Below are 17,454 nucleotides of genomic sequence, written 5' to 3' on the forward strand. Positions count from 1 at the left end.
ACGACGCGTACGGATGGAGCGCGAAGCGGGAGGAGGGCGATGGTGATCCCGTCGCGCTATTGATCCAAATTGCGTTTGAACTAGGAGACGCACAAATGAAATTGAAGCAACTGTGTCTGGCCGCCGCACTGTGCGCGCTGGGTGGTGCCGCATCGGCCCAGGAAGTCATCAAGCTGGGCTTTGCGGCCCCGATGTCCGGTCCGCAAGCGCAATACGGCACGGACATGAAGAACGGTGCGACCCTGGCCATTGAAGAGTTCAATGCCACGCACCCGAAGATCGCCGGCAAGGAAGTCAAGTTCCAGCTCATGGCCGAAGACGACCAGGCTGATCCGAAGACGGGCACTGCCGTCGCACAGAAGCTGGTGGATAGCGGCATCAAGGGCATGCTCGGCCACTTCAACTCGGGCACCAGCATCCCGGCGTCGCGCGTGTACAACCAGGCCGGCATCGCGCAGATCGCCATGGCGACGGCCCCGGAATACACCAAGCAAGGCTACAAGACGACCTTCCGCATGATGACCTCCGACACCCAGCAGGGTTCGGTGGTCGGCGTGTTCGCCGTCAAGAAGCTGGGCTACAAGAACATCGCCATCATTGACGACCGCACCGCCTACGGCCAAGGTCTGGCTGACGAGTTCGAGAAGGCTGCCAAGGCTGCCGGCGCCACCATCGTGCGTCGTGAGTACACCAACGACAAGGCCAGCGACTTCAAGGCCATCCTGACGCAGATCAAGAGCAAGAACCCGGACGCCGTGTTCTACGGTGGCGCCGAAGGCCAATCGGCTCCGCTGCTCAAGCAGATGCGCGAACTGGGCATCAAGTCCACGCTGATGTCGGGCGAAATGTCCAAGACCGACGACTTCATCAAGCTGGCCGGCCCGCAAGCAGCCGAAGGCATGGTGGCATCGCTGGCTGGCCTGCCACTGGAGCAGATGCCGGGCGGCGCTGGCTACAAGCAGCGCTATGAGAAGCGCTTCGGCACGCCGGTGCAGACGTACTCGCCGTACGCCTACGACGGCGCGATGGCCCTGATGAAGGCGATGGTTGCAGCCGGCTCGTCCGATCCGCAGAAGTACCTGCCGATCCTGGCCGCCACCAACTCGCAAGGCGTGACCGCCAAGCACTACGCCTACGACGACAAGGGCGACCTGAAGGACGGCGGCATCACCGTCTACAAGGTCACCAACGGCAAGTGGGCACCGCTGGAAAGCGTCGGCGGCAAGTAAGCCAACCGACCGGCTTTCCGCCGGTTGCGTGATAAAAACCGCCCTCCGGGGCGGTTTTTTTTGTCCGGCGCCGGCTGACACAAACACACCAATTCCGCGAATTTCTTCAAACCGCTTTGATCTGGTGCCAAATATCGCATAACGCGATCTCATCGCGTGTCAGTGCTTGGCCGACTTTCCCGTTTGGGTGCTTCGGGTACCATGTCGCCCATGACAGGACTTCACGATCTCTTCCCTTCGTGGCCTCCCACTCCGGGTGGCCTGTTCTGGATCGGGCTGGCGCTGGTGGGTGCAGCGCTGTGCGGCGAGTTTGCGCGCGTGGCGCTCAAGCTGCCGCGCATCGTCGGCTATGCGGTGGCGGGGCTGGCGGCCGGGGTGCTCGGCCGCCCGCTGATCGACGCTGACATGCTCGACCAGACCCACATCCTGATCGAGATGGCGTTGGCGCTGGCGCTGTTCGAGCTGGGGCATCGGCTCTCGTTCGAGTGGCTGCGCGCCAACCGCTGGCTGCTGCTCACCAGTGGCTTCGAAAGTTTGCTGACCTGGGGGCTCGTCACCTGGGTGCTGCAACTATTTGGCGTGGCAACACCGGTGGCGGTGGCGGCCGGTGCGATTGCGGTGGCGACCTCGCCCACGGTGCTGCTACAACTGAAGAACGAACTGCGCGCCGAAGGCCAGGTGACCGAACGGTTGCTTTCGCTGGGTGCGCTCAACAGTATCTACGCCAGCGTGCTGGTGCCACTCACCGCCGGCTGGCTGCACAGCGAATACGGTCACTGGGCCGCCGCGCTGATCCACCCGCTCTATCTGCTGGCAGGCTCTGTGCTACTCGCTTGGGTGGTCGGCAAGGCTGGCCATGCGTTGTATCACCGCATGGCGGGTGACGATCACTACGCGTTCCTGGTGCTGGTGGGCCTGGTGTTGTTTGCGCTGGCGATGGCCAAGCTGCTGAAGCTGTCGGTGCCGCTGACGCTGTTGCTGGCGGGCGTGGTGTTCAAGCACCAGGACGCGCATCCGCGTGTGTGGCCGTCGCACTTTGGCAGCGCGGGCAGCATCCTGATTGTGGTGATGATTGTGTCGCTTGGGTTGCCGATCACCGCATCGGACTGGGCAATCGGCGGGGTGGCGGCAGTGGCGCTCGTGCTGGCGCGCTTCGCTGCCAAGCTGGCGGGTGCTACGGCGCTGGGCTCGTTCTCGGGGCTGTCGATGCGCCAGAGCGTGGCCCTGGGCCTGGCGCTGGGGCCGATGTCGGGATTGTCATGGTTGCTGATGCACGATACGGCAGCGCTGTATCCGCAGACCGGCGCACCGCTGGCAGCCATCATCCTGTGCACGCTGGCGATCCAGCAGATTGCTGCGCCCATCCTGACCGCGCGGTCGCTGCGCTGGGCCGGTGAGGTGCGTCAGGACAACGACAATCGCTAAGAGGTAGGCATGTCGCTCGAACCGTTCTCGAAATCCGAAGCCCTGACGTTTGGCGTCGAGCTGGAGCTGCAGCTTGTCAACCGTCACGACTACGACCTCGCCTCGGCATCGCCTGACCTCCTGCGCATGCTCAAGGGCAAGGAGTACCCCGGCGACATCAAGCCGGAGATCACCGACTCGATGATCGAGATCTCCACCGGCATCTGCCATAGCCACGATGAAGCACTATGGCAGTTGCGCGAGATGCGCGACCGCATGGCCGAAGCGGCCACGGCGCTGAACATCGGCATCTGCGGCGGCGGCACCCATCCGTTCCAGCAGTGGAGTCAGCGCACGATCTCGCAGTCGCCGCGCTACCAGTACATCTCGGAGCTGTACGGTTACCTCGCCAAGCAGTTCACCGTGTTCGGGCAGCATGTGCACATCGGCTGTCCGAGCCCGGACGACGCGCTGTACCTGCTGCATGCCATGTCGCGCTACGTACCGCACTTCATTGCGTTGGCAGCGTCGTCGCCGCTCGTGCAAGGCGTGGATACGGGGTTTGCTTCGGCACGCATGAACTCCGTCAGCGCCTTCCCGATGTCGGGCCGTGCGCCGTTCGTGCTCACCTGGGACGCCTTCGAGACGTACTTCGAGAAGATGCGCGCCACCGGCGTGATCGAGAGCATGAAGGACTTCTACTGGGACATCCGTCCCAAGCCCGAATTCGGCACCATCGAAGTCCGCGTGATGGACACCCCGCTGACGGTCGAGCGCGCCGCCGCCATTGCTGCCTATATTCAGGCGCTGGGCCGCTGGCTGCTGTTGGAGCGCCCGTTTACGCCGGTAGAAGATGACTACCTCGTCTACACCTTCAACCGCTTTCAGGCGTGCCGCTTCGGGTTGGTGGGCGAATATGTGGATCCGGCCACCGGCAACCGTGGCGCGCTGGCCGATCACATCCTGGAAACCAGCAAGGTGCTGTCACAGCATGCCGAAGCGCTGTCGTCCGAAGGTGCGCTCGACATGGTGCGGGAGGTGGTGGAAGGGCGCGATACGGATGCCGAGTGGATCCGCAAAGCCCAAAACGAAACCCGCAACCTGCACGAGACCGTGCGACGTGGTTGCGGGCGTTGGACGCAGGCAGCGACGCAGCCTGCGTAGTCAGCGACGCATCAGTGGGCGGGGCGCACCGCCAGCACACGGCGCGCAAACACCCAGCAGATCAGCGCGAACACGATCAGCCCCAGCCATTGCGCGGCGCCTTCAAACGAAGCGCCGACAATCGCCAGCGGCGCCTCGCTGCCCGTGGCACCGATGATGGCGGCCATCAGCACGCCCACCAGGCTTTCGCCCACAATCAGGCCCGAGGCCAGCAGCACGCCGTGGCGGTTCGGCACTTCTGCGTAGCGCTCGTATGGCACGCCGGCAGCCTGGGCGCGCTTGGCGAGAATCTTCTCGATGACCCACGCCAGCACCGCACCGATCACCAACGGCGCGCTCACGGTCGGCGGCAGGTAGATGCCGATGCCCACAGCCAGCACCGGCAGTCGTGCTGCACCGCCGCGCCGCTTGAGCCCCCAGTCGATGGCGATGAGGATGGCACCGATGATGGTGCCGGCAATCACCATGTTCCATTCAAGCTTGTGCGTGAAGATGCCGGTAGCAATGGCCGTCATTAGCGTGGCTTGCGGTGCGGACAGCGCCTGCGCGGCGTCCATGCCCGCACGCGGCAGCGCACCCGGGAAGCCATACGCGTTGTAGAGCAACTCCAACACCGGCGAGATGACCGCCGCACCCGCCACGCAGCCAACCAGCAGCGCGACCTGCTGGCGCCAGGGCGTGGCCCCGACCAGCCAGCCGGTCTTCAGATCCTGCAGATTGTCATTGGAGATGGTCGCCACCGCCACCACAGCCGAGGTCGTGAAGATCGCCAGCGCAATGCCCAGCTTGCTGGCCTCGGGCGAACCCACGATGCCGTTGTCTGCGCCCACGGCCAACAGCAGCAGGGACACCAGCGTGATGGCGATCATGCCGATCCCCGAGATCGGGCTTGAGGACGAACCGATCAGCCCGGCCATGTAACCGCACGCCGCCGCCACCAGAAAGCCGAACACCACCGCAAACACTACCGCGCAGGCAATCAGCGTCCAGCGCGAGCCGGCCGACAGCATGGTCGGCGCCAGGAAGGCCGCAAAGGTGATGACCAGCACCACCACCATTGCCAGCGTGACCAGCAGAATCCAGCGCGGCGCCATGTCCTGCTCGGTGCGCTGGCGGGCGTCGCCTTGTGGGCGCAGGCTGCCGAACGAGCGCTTGATGCCTTGCACCACCGGGCCGATCAGCGTGCCCAGCGTCCACACGGCCGCCACCGCAATCACGCCCGCACCGATGAAGCGCACCTGTGTGCGCCAGACGTCGGCGCCAAAGGCGGCAAGCGCCTTGCCCTCTGGCATCGGCGTAATGGCCGTCAAATACGGCACGGCAATGCCCCAGGCGATCACCAGACCCACCAGCATGGCCAGCCCGCCCATCAGGCCGATCAGGTAACCGGCTCCCAGCAGTGCCGTTGAAAAGCCCAGTGGCAGGCGCACCACCGAGGCGCCGGCGGCAAACCACCAGCTCGCGCCTTCGCCCAGCACGCGCAGGCCACTGGTCGCAAACGCAACGATGGCCGCAACGATGCCGCCTGCAGCAAGATCGCGCATGCCGGTGGCCGCGGGCACGGCGTCGCCATTGGCCGCCTGTGTGCCGTCGGTGGTCCGGCCGCTGCCGACGCGAAGGATCTCCGCCGCGGCCACGCCTTCGGGGTAGGGCAGATCGCTCTGCACCACCATCGCATGACGCAGCGGGATCGTGAACACCACGCCCAGCATGCCGCCGGCCATGCACACGCCAAACGTCTGCCAGAACGGAAAGCCCTGCCAGTGGCCGATCATCACCAGCCCCGGCAGTACGAAGATGATGGAGGACAGCGTGCCGGCCGCAGAGGCCTGCGTCTGCACCATGTTGTTCTCGAGGATGTTGGTGCTGCCGAGCATGCGCAGCACGGCCATCGAGATCACGGCAGCGGGAATCGCCGACGAAAAGGTCAGGCCGACTTTAAGGCCCAGATATACGTTGGACGCGGTAAAGATCACGGTGATGATGGCACCGAGGATCATGCCGCGCAGCGTCAGCTCTGGCAGGGTCGCTGCCGGTGCGTGCTTGAGAGAATGAGGAGATTGCATCCTGCGGGTCTCCGATGAGGGTTTTTGTGGCCCGGATTATAGGAGGGGCAGGATGCAGTGGCTCGTGCGTTTTTGTTTTGTGCTTCCTCTAATTTTCTGATTGTGGCGCATCCCGGTGCCGTCGCTCCCGGGGCGAAAGGGGTGCCGGCCACCAAGGTCAGAACACCAACTCAGCACTCCACAATATTCACAGCCAACCCACCCCGCGCCGTTTCCTTGTACTTGGTCTTCATGTCCGCCCCCGTTTCCCGCATCGTCTTGATCACGGAATCGAGCGACACGTAGTGCGTGCCATCCCCGCGCAGTGCCATGCGCGCGGCGTTCACCGCCTTCACGGAAGCCATTGCATTGCGCTCGATACAGGGAATCTGCACCAGTCCGCCCACTGGGTCGCACGTCAGACCGAGGTTGTGCTCCATACCGATTTCGGCAGCGTTCTCAACCTGCGCCGGCGTACCCCCCAACACCGCCGCCAGTGCCCCTGCGGCCATCGAACACGCCACGCCCACTTCACCCTGGCACCCGACCTCGGCACCGGAGATCGACGCGTTCATCTTGTAGAGCATGCCGATCGCGCCAGCCGTGAGCAGAAAATCCACAATACCGTTGTCGTTCGCACCGGGCACAAAGCGGTCGTAGTAGTGCATCACCGCCGGGATGATGCCCGCCGCACCGTTGGTCGGCGCCGTCACCACACGCCCACCTGCAGCGTTCTCTTCGTTGACGGCGATGGCGTACAGGTTCACCCAGTCGATCACCGACAGCGGGTCGGACAGTGTGCGCTCTGCCTGCCCCGTGAGCCGTGAATACAACTCAGCCGCGCGACGGCGCACGTGGAATGGCCCAGGCAGCTCCCCTTCGGTGCGGCAACCGCGCGCTACGCATGCCTGCATCACGTGCCAGATGTTGAGCAGACCAGCACGTACCTCGGCTTCGGTGCGCCAGGTCAGTTCGTTTTCCAGCATCAGGCGGGCGATCGATTTACCCGTCGATTCGCACATCGCGAGCAGTTCTTTGCCGCTGCGGAACGGGTGCGGCAGTTGGTCATGCGCCGACAATACTTGCGTATTCGCCGCACCGGCCGTGACGACAAAGCCACCACCCACTGACAGATACCGCGCCTCACGCAGCCGCTCACCAGCCGAATCGAAAGCGTGGAACTTCATGCCGTTCGGGTGCTCGGCCATTGCCTCGCGTCGGTAGAACGCGATGTGCTCCTTCTCGGTAAAGCGCACCGCGTGACGGCCCAGCAGCGTCAGCGACTGCGCAGCGCGCAGCGCGGCCAGCTTGGTGTCGATGGTGTCGGGATCGATGGTGTCCGGCGCCTCGCCCATCAAGCCGAGGATCACGCCGCGATCCGTGCCGTGGCCCTTGCCGGTGGCACCGAGCGAGCCGTACAGCTCCACGCGCACGCTGGCCACTTGCGGCATCAGCCCATCGGCTTCGAGGCCGGAAGCAAACATCAGCGCGGCACGCATGGGGCCGACGGTGTGCGAGCTGGACGGACCGATGCCAATCTTGAAGAGGTCGAAAACAGAAACAGCCATGGGGTAAGGCTCCGGGGGGCGTTAAAGAGGGCAAGTCGGCTTGTGGCCACTTGCGCCGGGTGGTTGTGTGCCCGTTGTCACCGGCAATGATGCGCCGATCAGCGTGCCGCGCACAGCGCCAGCCAATCGGGCGCAGTGGCGGCTAGCCGTTCGGCCAGCGGGCGGTAGTTCGGGTCCAGTCGCGCGGCCTGCCAGTAGAGCGTGCCGGCGCTCTTCGGCTCCCACGTACCGGAGAAGCCGGGCAGGCCCGCATCGGCGCGCTTCTTGTCGAACGCGACGTGCGAGTGGACGTATTCCTCATGCGTGCGGCTGCCGTCCGCATACGGCACGAGCCAGTCGATGGCGGCAGCGAGCGTGGCGCCGTTGCGCGCCCGCTCGCGCAGCCAATGCTGGCCGAATGGCTGCACGGCAATCGCGGCCATGGTCAGCGGCTCCAGATCGTAGACCACGTAGTGCAGCGCATCGCGGTCTTCAAAGTCCTCCACCGAGCCGTCGGGGCGAACGTTGTTGGCAAGCTGCTGCAGGAATAGGCGATGTGTCTGTTCGATCAGCGCGTGGTCACCCAGCGCGGCGGCCGACATCGCCATCAGCTTGATGCGGTGGCTCTGCCAGTTGTTGATCCACGTGTGGGACAGCGGCTGGCGAGCCGCCTCCGTGCGCGAGATGTAGCCCTCGGCCAGCGTACGCAGGAAGCGTTGCGTCTCTTCACGCGTGCCCGGCGTCAGGCCGTCGCGTGCGAGCGTGTAGGTCTGGATCAACGCATCGAACTTGGTTTCGTCGATCGGGTTGAAGCTCGGCACGTAGGTGCCGACCCACGCGTGCAGGAAAATGTCGACCTGCTCTGCGAAGCGCTTGTCGCTGGTGAGGCGCCAGGCCAGCGCGGCATCGCGCATCACGGGAAAATCACGCGCGGCGACAACGGATTCATCGTAGATGCCCTGGTGCGGCAGCGTGCCTTCGGTATGCAGGCGCGGCAGCGGATGCGGAGTCTGCCCAAGGTGCTGCGTCGCGCGGGCGATCAGTTTGGCGGCAGCGGGGTCACCGGACTGCGCAGGCGAAACGCTGCACCAGTCGCGCACCGAACCTATCGGGCCATGTGCACCGGCATACACAGATGCAGCAGCTCCCGCTTGTGTCGGCGAGCACGCACCGCACACCGCAACAGCGGCAGCACAGGCAAGCAGGCGAAGGAGCGGGGCGCGGTGGAGCATCGGCATGGAAGGGCCTCATCGATCAGGTGAACGGTCGTCACCTGACTTGCCGAGGCGCCTGAAAGCGTCGGTTGTGAGAACGGGTGACAGCGATTGCGCCCAGTGACATGTGACGCGGCAACCGGCTAGAGCACCGGTTGCCGCATCACCTCAGGCCCGTCTTCAGTCTTGCGCGTACTCGCTCATCGGCACGCAGGCGCAGAACAGGTTGCGGTCGCCGTAGACGTTGTCTGCACGGCCGACCGGTGGCCAGTACTTGCGCGCGCGCAGCGATGCCACCGGGTAGGCGGCCTGCTCGCGCGTGTACTTGTGCTGCCAGTCATCGGCCATCACCACGTTGGCGGTGTGCGGCGCGTGCTTGAGGGGGTTGTCTTCGCGGTCGAATTCGCCCGAGATCACCTTGTCGACTTCGCCGCGGATGGCGATCATCGCGTCGATGAAGCGGTCGAGTTCCACCTTCGGCTCGCTCTCGGTCGGCTCGATCATCAGCGTGCCCGGCACCGGGAAGCTCATCGTCGGTGCGTGGAAGCCGAAGTCCATCAGGCGCTTGGCGATGTCTTCGTTGCTGATGCCCGATTCCTTCTGCAGCGGACGGATGTCGAGAATGCACTCGTGCGCCACGAGGTCGTGCGCCCCCGTGTACAGCACCGGGTAGTACGGCGAGAGCCGCTTGGCGACATAGTTGGCCGACAGGATGGCCGTCTCGGTCGCAGCCGTCAGGCCCGCCGCGCCCATCATGGCGATGTACATCCACGAGATCGGCAGGATCGACGCCGAACCGAACGCAGCGGCCGACACGTTGCCGATGTTCTGGCTGGCGTCTTCACCCGAAGCCGCGCGCCCCGGGAGGAACGGTGCCAAGTGCGCACCCACGGCCACCGGACCGACGCCCGGGCCGCCACCGCCGTGCGGAATGCAGAACGTCTTGTGCAGGTTCAGGTGCGAGACATCGCCGCCGAAGTGGCCCGGTGCGGCGGTGCCGACCATGGCGTTCATGTTGGCGCCATCCACGTACACTTGGCCGCCGTGGCTGTGCACGATCTCGCACACGCGCTTCACGCCTTCCTCGAACACGCCGTGCGTGGACGGGTACGTGATCATGATGGCCGCGAGGTTCTTGCTGTGCTCGGCGGCCTTCTTCTCCAGATCGGCCAAGTCCACGTTGCCGCGCTCATCGCAGGCGACCACGACGACCTGCATGCCGGCCATCTGTGCCGACGCCGGGTTCGTGCCGTGCGCCGATGACGGGATCAGGCACACGTCGCGGTGGCCTTCGCCGCGGCTGGCGTGGTAGGCGTGGATGATCAGCAGGCCAGCGTATTCGCCTTGCGAGCCGGCGTTCGGCTGCAGGCTGATGGCGGCGTAGCCGGTGGCGGCGCACAGCATCTGCTCGAGCTGGTCGATCATCTCGCGGTAGCCCACGGTCTGGTCGGCCGGTGCAAACGGGTGGATGTTCGAAAACTCGGGCCACGTCACCGGCAGCATCTCAGCGGTGGCGTTGAGCTTCATCGTGCACGAGCCCAGCGGGATCATCGTGCGGTCCAGCGCCAGGTCCTTGTCAGCCAGGCTGCGCAGGTAGCGCAGCATTTCGTGCTCGGAGTGGTGCGCGTTGAACACCGGATGCGTGAGGTACGCACTCTGGCGCACCAGCGAAGCCGGGTAGGCATCGGCCACGCCCGCTTCGGTCTTGTCGAAATCCGGTGCGGTGGCGTGGGCCGCGTGCGCAAAGACGTCCCACAGCGCAATCACATCGGCGCGCGTGACCGTCTCGTCCAGCGAGATGCCCAGACGTGCATCGTCGATCTGGCGCAGGTTGATGCCGTGCGCCTGCGCGGCGATGTGCAGGTTGGCGGTGCGCGGGCCGGTGGCGACTGTCAGCGTATCGAAGAAGGCATCGGCTTCCAGCGTGTAGCCGATCGCGCGCAGGCCGGCGGCCAGCGTGGCGGTCAGCCGGTGCACGCGCTGGGCGATGCGCTTCAGGCCTTGCGGGCCGTGGTACACGGCGTACATCGATGCCATCACGCCCAGCAGCACCTGTGCGGTACAGATGTTCGAGGTGGCCTTCTCGCGGCGGATGTGTTGCTCGCGCGTCTGCAGCGCGAGGCGATACGCCGGGTTGCCTTGCGCATCGACTGTCACGCCAACGAGGCGACCGGGCATCGAGCGCTTGAACGCATCGCGCACGGCCATGTAGCCGGCGTGCGGGCCACCAAAGCCGAACGGCACGCCAAAGCGCTGCGTGTTGCCGATCACCACGTCAGCGCCCCATTCGCCCGGCGCGGCCAGCAGCGTGAGCGCCAGCAAGTCAGCCGCGGCAACCACCAGACCGCCGGCAGCATGCACGGCGTCGGTCAGCGCTTGGTACGTCGCCAGATCGCCCAGCAGCGCACCGTTGGCGCCCGGGTATTGCAGCAGCACGCCAAAGGCATCGTGCTTGGCAGCGTCAGCAGCGGGGCCGGTCACCACTTGCACGCCGATCGGCTCGGCGCGCGTGCGCACGACTTCCAGCGTCTGCGGCAGCACGTCGTCGGCCACGAAGAACACGGTCGACTTCGACTTGCCGATGCGCTGCAGCAGCGTCATCGCTTCCGCAGCGGCGGTGGCTTCGTCCAGCATCGATGCGTTGGCGATATCCATCGCCGTCAGGTCGATCACCATCTGCTGGAAGTTCAGCATCGCTTCCAGGCGACCCTGCGAGATTTCCGGCTGGTACGGCGTGTAGGCCGTGTACCAGGCCGGGTTCTCGAGGATGTTGCGCAGGATCACGCCCGGCGTGTGCGTGCCGTAATAGCCCTGGCCGATCAGGCTCTTGACCACGCGGTTCTGCCCAGCGATGCCGCGCAGCTTGGCCAGTGCGGCTTCTTCGGTCAGCGGCTGCGTGAATTCGCCCAGCGGCATGCCGTCTTGGCGGCGGATGGCGGGCGGGATTACGGCGTCGATCAGCGCAGCACGGCTGGCGTAGCCCAGCGTGCTGAGCATGGCGGCCTGCTCTTGGGCAGACGGGCCGATGTGGCGGTGCGCGAAGGCGTCGCGCGCCTCCAGGTCAGCCAAGGTGGGGCGTTCGGCAGCAAGCGCCGAGGAAGCGGGGTGCGGAGCGTTCATGGCAAGGGCTCGAAATTCAGGCAAAAAGCCGATGCACGGGTCAGGCGCATCGGCTGAAGAGGCGTTACGCGCCGATCGATTTTGCGTAATCGTCAGCCGACAGCAGGGCACTCACATCGTCGATGTTGGTTGGCTTGACCTTGAACAGCCAAGCACCATAAGCGTCGCCGTTGATCGACTCGGGAGCATCGGACACAGCGGAATTCGCCTCGATGATTTCGCCCGAGACCGGTGCATAAATATCGGACGCTGCTTTGACCGACTCAACGACAGCGACCGTATCGCCAGCGGACACGGCCTTGCTAACTGCCTGCACTTCCACAAACACGATGTCGCCGAGTGCATCTTGTGCATGGTCGGTAATGCCAACGGTCAGCGTGCCGTCGGCTTCAACGCGGACCCACTCATGGGACTCGGTGTACTTCAGATCGGCGGGCAGATTGCTCATGAAAGGTTTCTCCGGAAGATTGGGATGATGGGAATTCGGGTTCAGCTGACCAGCGCCTTGCCATTGCGCACGAACGGCAGTTTAACCACAGACGCGGTCAACTTGCGGTCGCGGATCTCGACCTGCACGTCGGAGCCGATGGTCACATCCTTGGGCAGGCGGGCCAGTGCAATGGACAGCGACAGGCTCGGGCTGAACGTGCCGCTGGTGATCTCTCCATCACCGGCAGGCGTGATGACTTTCTGATGGGCGCGCAGCACGCCGCCCTTGTCGCGCAGGATCAGGCCGACGAACTGCTCACGCTGGCCGCCGGCTTGCAGCGCAGCCTTGCCGGTGAAGTCGCGCTCGCTTTGCAGGTCAACCGTCCAGGCCAGGCCCGCGTCCAGCGGCGAGACATGCTCGTCCATGTCCTGCCCGTAGAGGTTCATGCCGGCTTCCAGGCGCAGCGTGTCGCGCGCGCCCAGGCCCGCCGGGCGTACACCGGCTTGCTGCAGGCGCTCCCACACGCCGGCGATCTGCGCGGCGGGCACCACCAGCTCGAAGCCGTCTTCACCGGTGTAGCCGGTGCGGGCGACCATGATTTCGCCCGCGCCATCCACGGTGACGAAGCCCGCGTTGAACGGCTTGAGCGCCTCGCCCACGGCCTGCGTGCCGGGCAGCGCGGCGTAGGTCTTGGCGCGGGCGTTTGGGCCCTGCACGGCCAGGATGCCCAGCGGCTCGGCGCCAGCGTTATTGTCGGAGCGACGCGGCGTGATGGTCACGCCGGTGCCGGCGGCTTCGTTCTGAGCGACGATCCATTCGAGATCCGTCGGCGCGGTGCCGGCGTTCACGACCAGGCGGAACCAGTCTTCGCGGAAGAAGTAGACGATCAGGTCGTCGATCACGCCGCCCTTGGGGTTGAGCATGCAGCTGTAGAGCGCCTTGCCCGGGGTTTGCAGCTTGTCGACGTTGTTGGCGAGCAGCCCGCGCAGGAAATCGCGCACGCGCGCGCCAGTGAGGTCGACCACGCACATGTGCGAGACGTCGAAGATACCGGCGTCTTGGCGCACGGCGTGGTGTTCTTCGATCTGGGAGCCGTAGTTGACGGGCATGTCCCAGCCGCCAAAGTCGACCATGCGGGCGCCCAGCGAGCGGTGGATGGCATTGAGCGGCGTGTGTTGGAGCGTCATGGAATCTCTCGGCTGAAGCGCCGCCACTGTGGCCGGGCGCGGCGCGTTATTCGGGACCAGAAAAGCAAAAAGGCCACCCGCGCAGCCTGATGCCTCATGGTGACGCCATGAAGATGCAAGCTGCGCAGATGGCCCCTCTGTCCTTGGTACCTGAGAGATTGCGAGGCGCGGTGCACATAGCGGTGTGCGCCGGCTCGTGAGCCCCTTCGGTGGGCGCCTGCAGTGGTCGTGCAGCGCCAGCTCTCCAGAGTGCGGTCAGACGCATGTCCGGCCGATCCACCCGGTCCTGGATGCCTGAGAGTTTTCGGGTGCTACCCCTTCGGCGGCGCCTTGCCGTGTGCGGCGGGCACGCTCTCCCGGATGGATGGGCGGAATTTACGGAAGGGGGCTGGGATTGTCAATTAGGGGAGGAGAGGGGGCATTCACCCTGGGAAAACGAAAGCCCCAAAGACAACGGCCACCCCCTTGGGCATCGGCAGTCTCGCCTTGCCCCGGGTGTGACCGGTGTGCGGGTCGTTGGAAAACCGTGATCAGTTGCCGATCTGGCGGCTGACTTTATTTTCCTGCTGGTTCAGGGTGCGCTGTTCTTGCTTGGTGATATGACCGCCATTCTGGGCGGCCATGTCGCGCTCTTCCTGGCGGATCTGGTGGTCTTCCTTGTGCAAGGCCTTGGCTTGGCCCTTGGTGATTTCGCCTTCCTTCACTTCGTTGTGGATGCGCTTGTCCTGGTTGGCCAGGCGGTGGTTGACTTCAGCACGACGCGGGTGATCCTTCTGCCACTGCGTTTGTGCGAAGGCGCCGGTGGTAGCGGACAGGGCGACGGCCGTCACGGCCAGGACTTTGACGATGCGGTTCATGATTTTCCTCCGGTGGGCGGCTGACGGATTCAGCCGCTGTCCTGTCTATAACGAACCGCTTGGGCCGCAAGCTTACCGCCATCGTGTAACCATGCGTAAGCCGTGTAACGGCCGCGAGCGAAACGAGGGGCGCAAACGAATGCGGCGGCCATGTGAGGCTGTACCCTCAAAAAAAAGCGGGCGCGCGGTTGAGGCCGCGCGCCCGTTTCACTTCACATGACGACGTAGGTGACTTACCAGCCGTAGCCGGCGCCCACGCCAACGTTGTACTCAGAGCCGCCGGCGGTGGAGCCGCCAATCGTCACTGTGGCGCGCGAGCCAATCTTGCGTTGGTAACCAATCGCCAAGGCAGCCTGTCCGCGATACACACCCGTACCGACCGCCATGCGGTTGTCGGTCTGAAGACCGGCCGCGCTAGCCACCATGGTGGACATGGCAGCGTTCATGGCGCCCAGGCGGTTCACCTTGGTATCCAACTGGCCCACTTGGCTCTGCAGATTGCCAACGCTGCTCTGAACGTCGGCAACCTTCGCGTCTACGCGATCGAGCTGAGCCTTGTTGACGGCATCGGTGTCTTGCGTGCCAGCCATCACATTGGTAATGATGCGCTCACTCCCGAGTGAGCCGACGGACACCGTACCCGCGCGATCGGCCACCGAATTGGCGCCCAGGGCCACGCTGTTATCAGCCTTGGCCACAGCGTTCGCACCGGTTGCCGTCGAGCCTTGGCCGCTGGCTACCGCGTTGGCACCTGATGCCGTGGCGTAGTTGCCCGAGGCCAACGCATCTTCCTTCACACTAGCGTTGCCGCCAGCACCCGTACCGACAAACTTGGGGTTATCTTGGCCAATGCCACGCCCCCCATCAGCCAGCGAGAACAGGCGATTGTCCAGATTGGAGAGCGCATCGCCCACGCTGTTATGTGTCGAGCCATCAAGGAATGAATACGTCGGCGCAGTCCACACACCACCGCTAAACGACGCGCCGCCGCCAAGTGCACCAGCGACGGTATTGAGCTGGCCGAGGTTGACGGCATCCGTGGCTACCATGCCATCCGCCACATTCTGCAGCCGCACCGCCGCACCGCCATTGTTGAACGTAACGCTGGTCTTGGTGGCGTCGTCGTAGAGCACCGCATTGGCCACGTTACCGTGGTCATCAACCAGGCCTGCGTCCTTGAGCTGGCGCACGTTCACGGCATCGGTGTCATCGGTGCCGGCAGCGACATTCTTGAGCTGCGTTGCCGCGCCACCTCTGTTGAACGTCACGGTGCCCTTGCTGGCGTCGTCGTATTGCACAGCGGTGCTGGCCAGTGCGTCAACCGCGCCTTGCACGCCCTTGATCTGGCTGACGTTAGCAGCATCGGTGTCATCCGTGCCTGCCGTAACGTTGGTCAGCTTGCGGGTGATGGTGTTGCCGTCGGCATCCTTGCCCGCAAAGCTCACGTTCGCGCCGGCGGTGTCCTTGGCGACCGTGATGTCGGATGTGGCATCCGCTTGCTGCACCAGGCCGATCGAGCCGTTGCCGATCTGCGTGCTCAGGTTCGTAATGTCCGTGGTGTTCTGGCTGGTACGGCCATCCAGGTTATTCAGTGCGTCACCAACGTTGTTGAAGTCTTGCTTGGTTGCATCAGTGGTGCTGGTGGCCAGCGAGTAGGTTGGCGCAGTGATCTTGCCGTCATCGCCGACGGTCGAGCCACCACCCAGTGCATTCGACACCGCTGTTGCGTTGGAGGCGTTTAGCGTGTTGGCCGCCGCGATGTCCGAAGCGGCTTGCTCAGCCGTGGTCTTGACGCCATTGAGTTGGCCAACGTTGACGGCGTCGGTGTTGTCGACACCATCCGCCACGTTCTTGAGGTGAACCGCATCACCGCCCCTGTTGAGCGTGATGGTCGACTTGCTGGCGTCGTCGTAGATCACCGCATTGGCCACGTTACCGTGGTCATCAACCAGGCCTGCGTCCTTGAGCTGGCGCACGTTCACGGCGTCGGCGTCATCGGTGCCGGCAGCGACGTTCTTGAGCTGCGTTGCCTCGCCACCCCTGTTGAACGTCACGGTGCCCTTGCTGGCGTCGTCGTATGTAACGGCGGTGGCTTCCAGGTTGCCGACACGGCTTTGAGCTTGGTTGGCGTCGCTCGCGGCTTGCTCAGCCGTAGTCCTGACGCCATTGAGTTGGCCAACGTTGACGGCGTCGGTGTCATCCGTGCCTGCCGTAACGTTGGACAGCTTGCGGGTGATGGTGTTGCCGTCCGCGTCCTTGCCGGCGAAGTTCACAGCGTCACCATCGGTGTCTTTTGCTACGGTGATCTCAGCGCCAGCCGTGGCCTGCTGGACCATGCCGGCCGTGCCGTTGGTCAGGTTGGTGATGTTGGTGGTGTTGTTGACGATGCTGGCGGCGTTACCCTTGATCCGGTCGTCCAAGTTGCCCAGCGCGCCTGGCACGGTGGAGTACGTTGTGCCTCCCCTGCTGTCTGCGCCTAGCGTGTAGACCGGGGCAACAACTGCACCTGTCAGGCTGTTGATACGCCCACCGAGCGCGGTGAGCGTGCCATTGAGTTGATTGACGGATACGGCATCGGCTGGATTAAGGCCATTTGCGATGCCAGTAAGGCGACGATTGTCGTTGGCTCCGCTTGTGAAATCGACCACCGTGCCGGTAACGCTACGACCAATATTGATCGCCCCCCCATCGTCCGGCTGCTCAATCAGAGTTTGCGCCATCGCCCCTGGCGCGGAAAGCAATGCTGCGCTCGCGATCAGCGCGGCGCCAACTGCTCGCACAACGGAACGTCCCTTGCCGTGCCCACGTGCGGTTTCCGAAACCGCCGTCCATACGCCGGTGGCGTTGTTGCGAACAACACGATATGCCTTGTTCATGTCAATAACTCTGCAAAAGTAGAAGTGAAATTCGGTGTCGGTAGAACGGTCTATCGACGATCGCAGAGTCTGTCGAAATTGATAAATCAGTTCCGTTGACTTATGTGTGTATCGCAATAAGTTATGGAATTCATGAAATCAGAAAATTCCCATGTGGAGCCGGGTATTGTGAAGCTCACTTTATGTGAGATCGAAGATTTTATGTAATGTGCCATTGGTAAACCGGCCGACCTTCCGACACAAAAATTCTCAAATATGGGAAAACTCTTATTTTCAAATTTGACGCTGACCAATAAATCAACGTTGTATTGAACATGGGAAAATTTGACTTAAAAGTGCGTGATCATCGATGTTCTTGATGCACGCATGGCCTCCGGTAAC

At 64.0% G+C, this 17,454-nt stretch carries 11 protein-coding genes and 2 riboswitches; of the genes, 3 read left to right on the top strand and 8 right to left on the bottom strand.

What is annotated here, in order from left to right:
- Window positions 1-95 precede the first annotated feature (95 nt).
- The 3 genes from R2N11_RS09715 to R2N11_RS09725 all read left to right on the top strand — a co-directional run bounded on the left by R2N11_RS09715 (window position 96) and on the right by R2N11_RS09725 (window position 3,797).
- Window positions 96-1,229: a branched-chain amino acid ABC transporter substrate-binding protein gene (locus R2N11_RS09715; protein ID WP_199030670.1), complete on the top strand. Its 1,134-nt coding sequence runs from the start codon at window positions 96-98 to the stop codon at window positions 1,227-1,229.
- 201 nt (window positions 1,230-1,430) lie between these two features.
- On the top strand, window positions 1,431-2,654 hold the full coding sequence (locus R2N11_RS09720) for a cation:proton antiporter (RefSeq protein ID WP_199030669.1): 1,224 nt from the start codon (window positions 1,431-1,433) through the stop codon (window positions 2,652-2,654).
- Window positions 2,655-2,663: 9 nt separating this feature from the next.
- On the top strand, window positions 2,664-3,797 hold the full coding sequence (locus R2N11_RS09725; RefSeq protein ID WP_199030668.1) for a YbdK family carboxylate-amine ligase: 1,134 nt from the start codon (window positions 2,664-2,666) through the stop codon (window positions 3,795-3,797).
- An 11-nt stretch (window positions 3,798-3,808) separates the two neighbouring features.
- Here the strand turns inward: R2N11_RS09725 and R2N11_RS09730 are convergent, their stop codons facing one another.
- From R2N11_RS09730 to R2N11_RS09765, 8 genes are all read right to left on the bottom strand, one after another.
- The gene (locus tag R2N11_RS09730) at window positions 3,809-5,863 is read right to left on the bottom strand and encodes an OPT family oligopeptide transporter (RefSeq protein ID WP_316680936.1); all 2,055 of its coding nucleotides are present in this window, start codon (window positions 5,861-5,863) and stop codon (window positions 3,809-3,811) included.
- A 170-nt stretch (window positions 5,864-6,033) separates the two neighbouring features.
- Window positions 6,034-7,410 (bottom strand): L-serine ammonia-lyase, encoded by a 1,377-nt coding sequence (locus R2N11_RS09735; RefSeq protein WP_199030666.1) that lies wholly within the window; start codon window positions 7,408-7,410, stop codon window positions 6,034-6,036.
- 98 nt (window positions 7,411-7,508) lie between these two features.
- Window positions 7,509-8,627 (bottom strand): alginate lyase family protein, encoded by a 1,119-nt coding sequence (locus R2N11_RS09740; protein WP_316680937.1) that lies wholly within the window; start codon window positions 8,625-8,627, stop codon window positions 7,509-7,511.
- A 156-nt stretch (window positions 8,628-8,783) separates the two neighbouring features.
- On the bottom strand, window positions 8,784-11,723 hold the full coding sequence (gene gcvP / locus R2N11_RS09745) for an aminomethyl-transferring glycine dehydrogenase (protein ID WP_316680938.1): 2,940 nt from the start codon (window positions 11,721-11,723) through the stop codon (window positions 8,784-8,786).
- Between the two features lie 64 nt (window positions 11,724-11,787).
- Window positions 11,788-12,171, bottom strand: coding sequence for a glycine cleavage system protein GcvH (gene gcvH / locus R2N11_RS09750; RefSeq protein ID WP_199030663.1), 384 nt, complete (start codon window positions 12,169-12,171; stop codon window positions 11,788-11,790).
- A gap of 41 nt (window positions 12,172-12,212) precedes the next feature.
- Complete coding sequence (gene gcvT / locus R2N11_RS09755; RefSeq protein ID WP_316680939.1) at window positions 12,213-13,340, bottom strand: glycine cleavage system aminomethyltransferase GcvT; 1,128 nt, start codon at window positions 13,338-13,340, stop codon at window positions 12,213-12,215.
- Window positions 13,341-13,467: 127 nt separating this feature from the next.
- Window positions 13,468-13,598, bottom strand: a riboswitch (glycine riboswitch).
- Between the two features lie 13 nt (window positions 13,599-13,611).
- Window positions 13,612-13,709, bottom strand: a riboswitch (glycine riboswitch).
- Between the two features lie 161 nt (window positions 13,710-13,870).
- The gene (locus R2N11_RS09760; RefSeq protein WP_199030661.1) at window positions 13,871-14,197 is read right to left on the bottom strand and encodes a hypothetical protein; all 327 of its coding nucleotides are present in this window, start codon (window positions 14,195-14,197) and stop codon (window positions 13,871-13,873) included.
- 233 nt (window positions 14,198-14,430) lie between these two features.
- Window positions 14,431-17,073, bottom strand: a complete 2,643-nt coding sequence (locus R2N11_RS09765) for an ESPR-type extended signal peptide-containing protein (protein ID WP_316680940.1) — start codon at window positions 17,071-17,073, stop codon at window positions 14,431-14,433.
- Window positions 17,074-17,454: the final 381 nt, after the last annotated feature.

Origin of the sequence: Ralstonia flaminis (genome assembly GCF_958415495.1) — a bacterium.
GTDB classification, from domain to species: Bacteria; Pseudomonadota; Gammaproteobacteria; order Burkholderiales; family Burkholderiaceae; genus Ralstonia; species Ralstonia flaminis.

What these genes read in the sequence shown, in the direction of transcription:
- R2N11_RS09715 (WP_199030670.1), top strand. Translation starts at nt 96, where the DNA reads ATGAAATTGAAGCAACTGTGTCTGGCCGCCGCACTGTGCGCGCTGGGT.
- R2N11_RS09720 (WP_199030669.1), top strand. Translation starts at nt 1,431, where the DNA reads ATGTCGCCCATGACAGGACTTCACGATCTCTTCCCTTCGTGGCCTCCC.
- R2N11_RS09725 (WP_199030668.1), top strand. Translation starts at nt 2,664, where the DNA reads ATGTCGCTCGAACCGTTCTCGAAATCCGAAGCCCTGACGTTTGGCGTC.
- R2N11_RS09730 (WP_316680936.1), bottom strand. Translation starts at nt 5,863, where the DNA reads ATGCAATCTCCTCATTCTCTCAAGCACGCACCGGCAGCGACCCTGCCA.
- R2N11_RS09735 (WP_199030666.1), bottom strand. Translation starts at nt 7,410, where the DNA reads ATGGCTGTTTCTGTTTTCGACCTCTTCAAGATTGGCATCGGTCCGTCC.
- R2N11_RS09740 (WP_316680937.1), bottom strand. Translation starts at nt 8,627, where the DNA reads ATGCCGATGCTCCACCGCGCCCCGCTCCTTCGCCTGCTTGCCTGTGCT.
- gcvP (WP_316680938.1), bottom strand. Translation starts at nt 11,723, where the DNA reads ATGAACGCTCCGCACCCCGCTTCCTCGGCGCTTGCTGCCGAACGCCCC.
- gcvH (WP_199030663.1), bottom strand. Translation starts at nt 12,171, where the DNA reads ATGAGCAATCTGCCCGCCGATCTGAAGTACACCGAGTCCCATGAGTGG.
- gcvT (WP_316680939.1), bottom strand. Translation starts at nt 13,340, where the DNA reads ATGACGCTCCAACACACGCCGCTCAATGCCATCCACCGCTCGCTGGGC.
- R2N11_RS09760 (WP_199030661.1), bottom strand. Translation starts at nt 14,197, where the DNA reads ATGAACCGCATCGTCAAAGTCCTGGCCGTGACGGCCGTCGCCCTGTCC.
- R2N11_RS09765 (WP_316680940.1), bottom strand. Translation starts at nt 17,073, where the DNA reads ATGAACAAGGCATATCGTGTTGTTCGCAACAACGCCACCGGCGTATGG.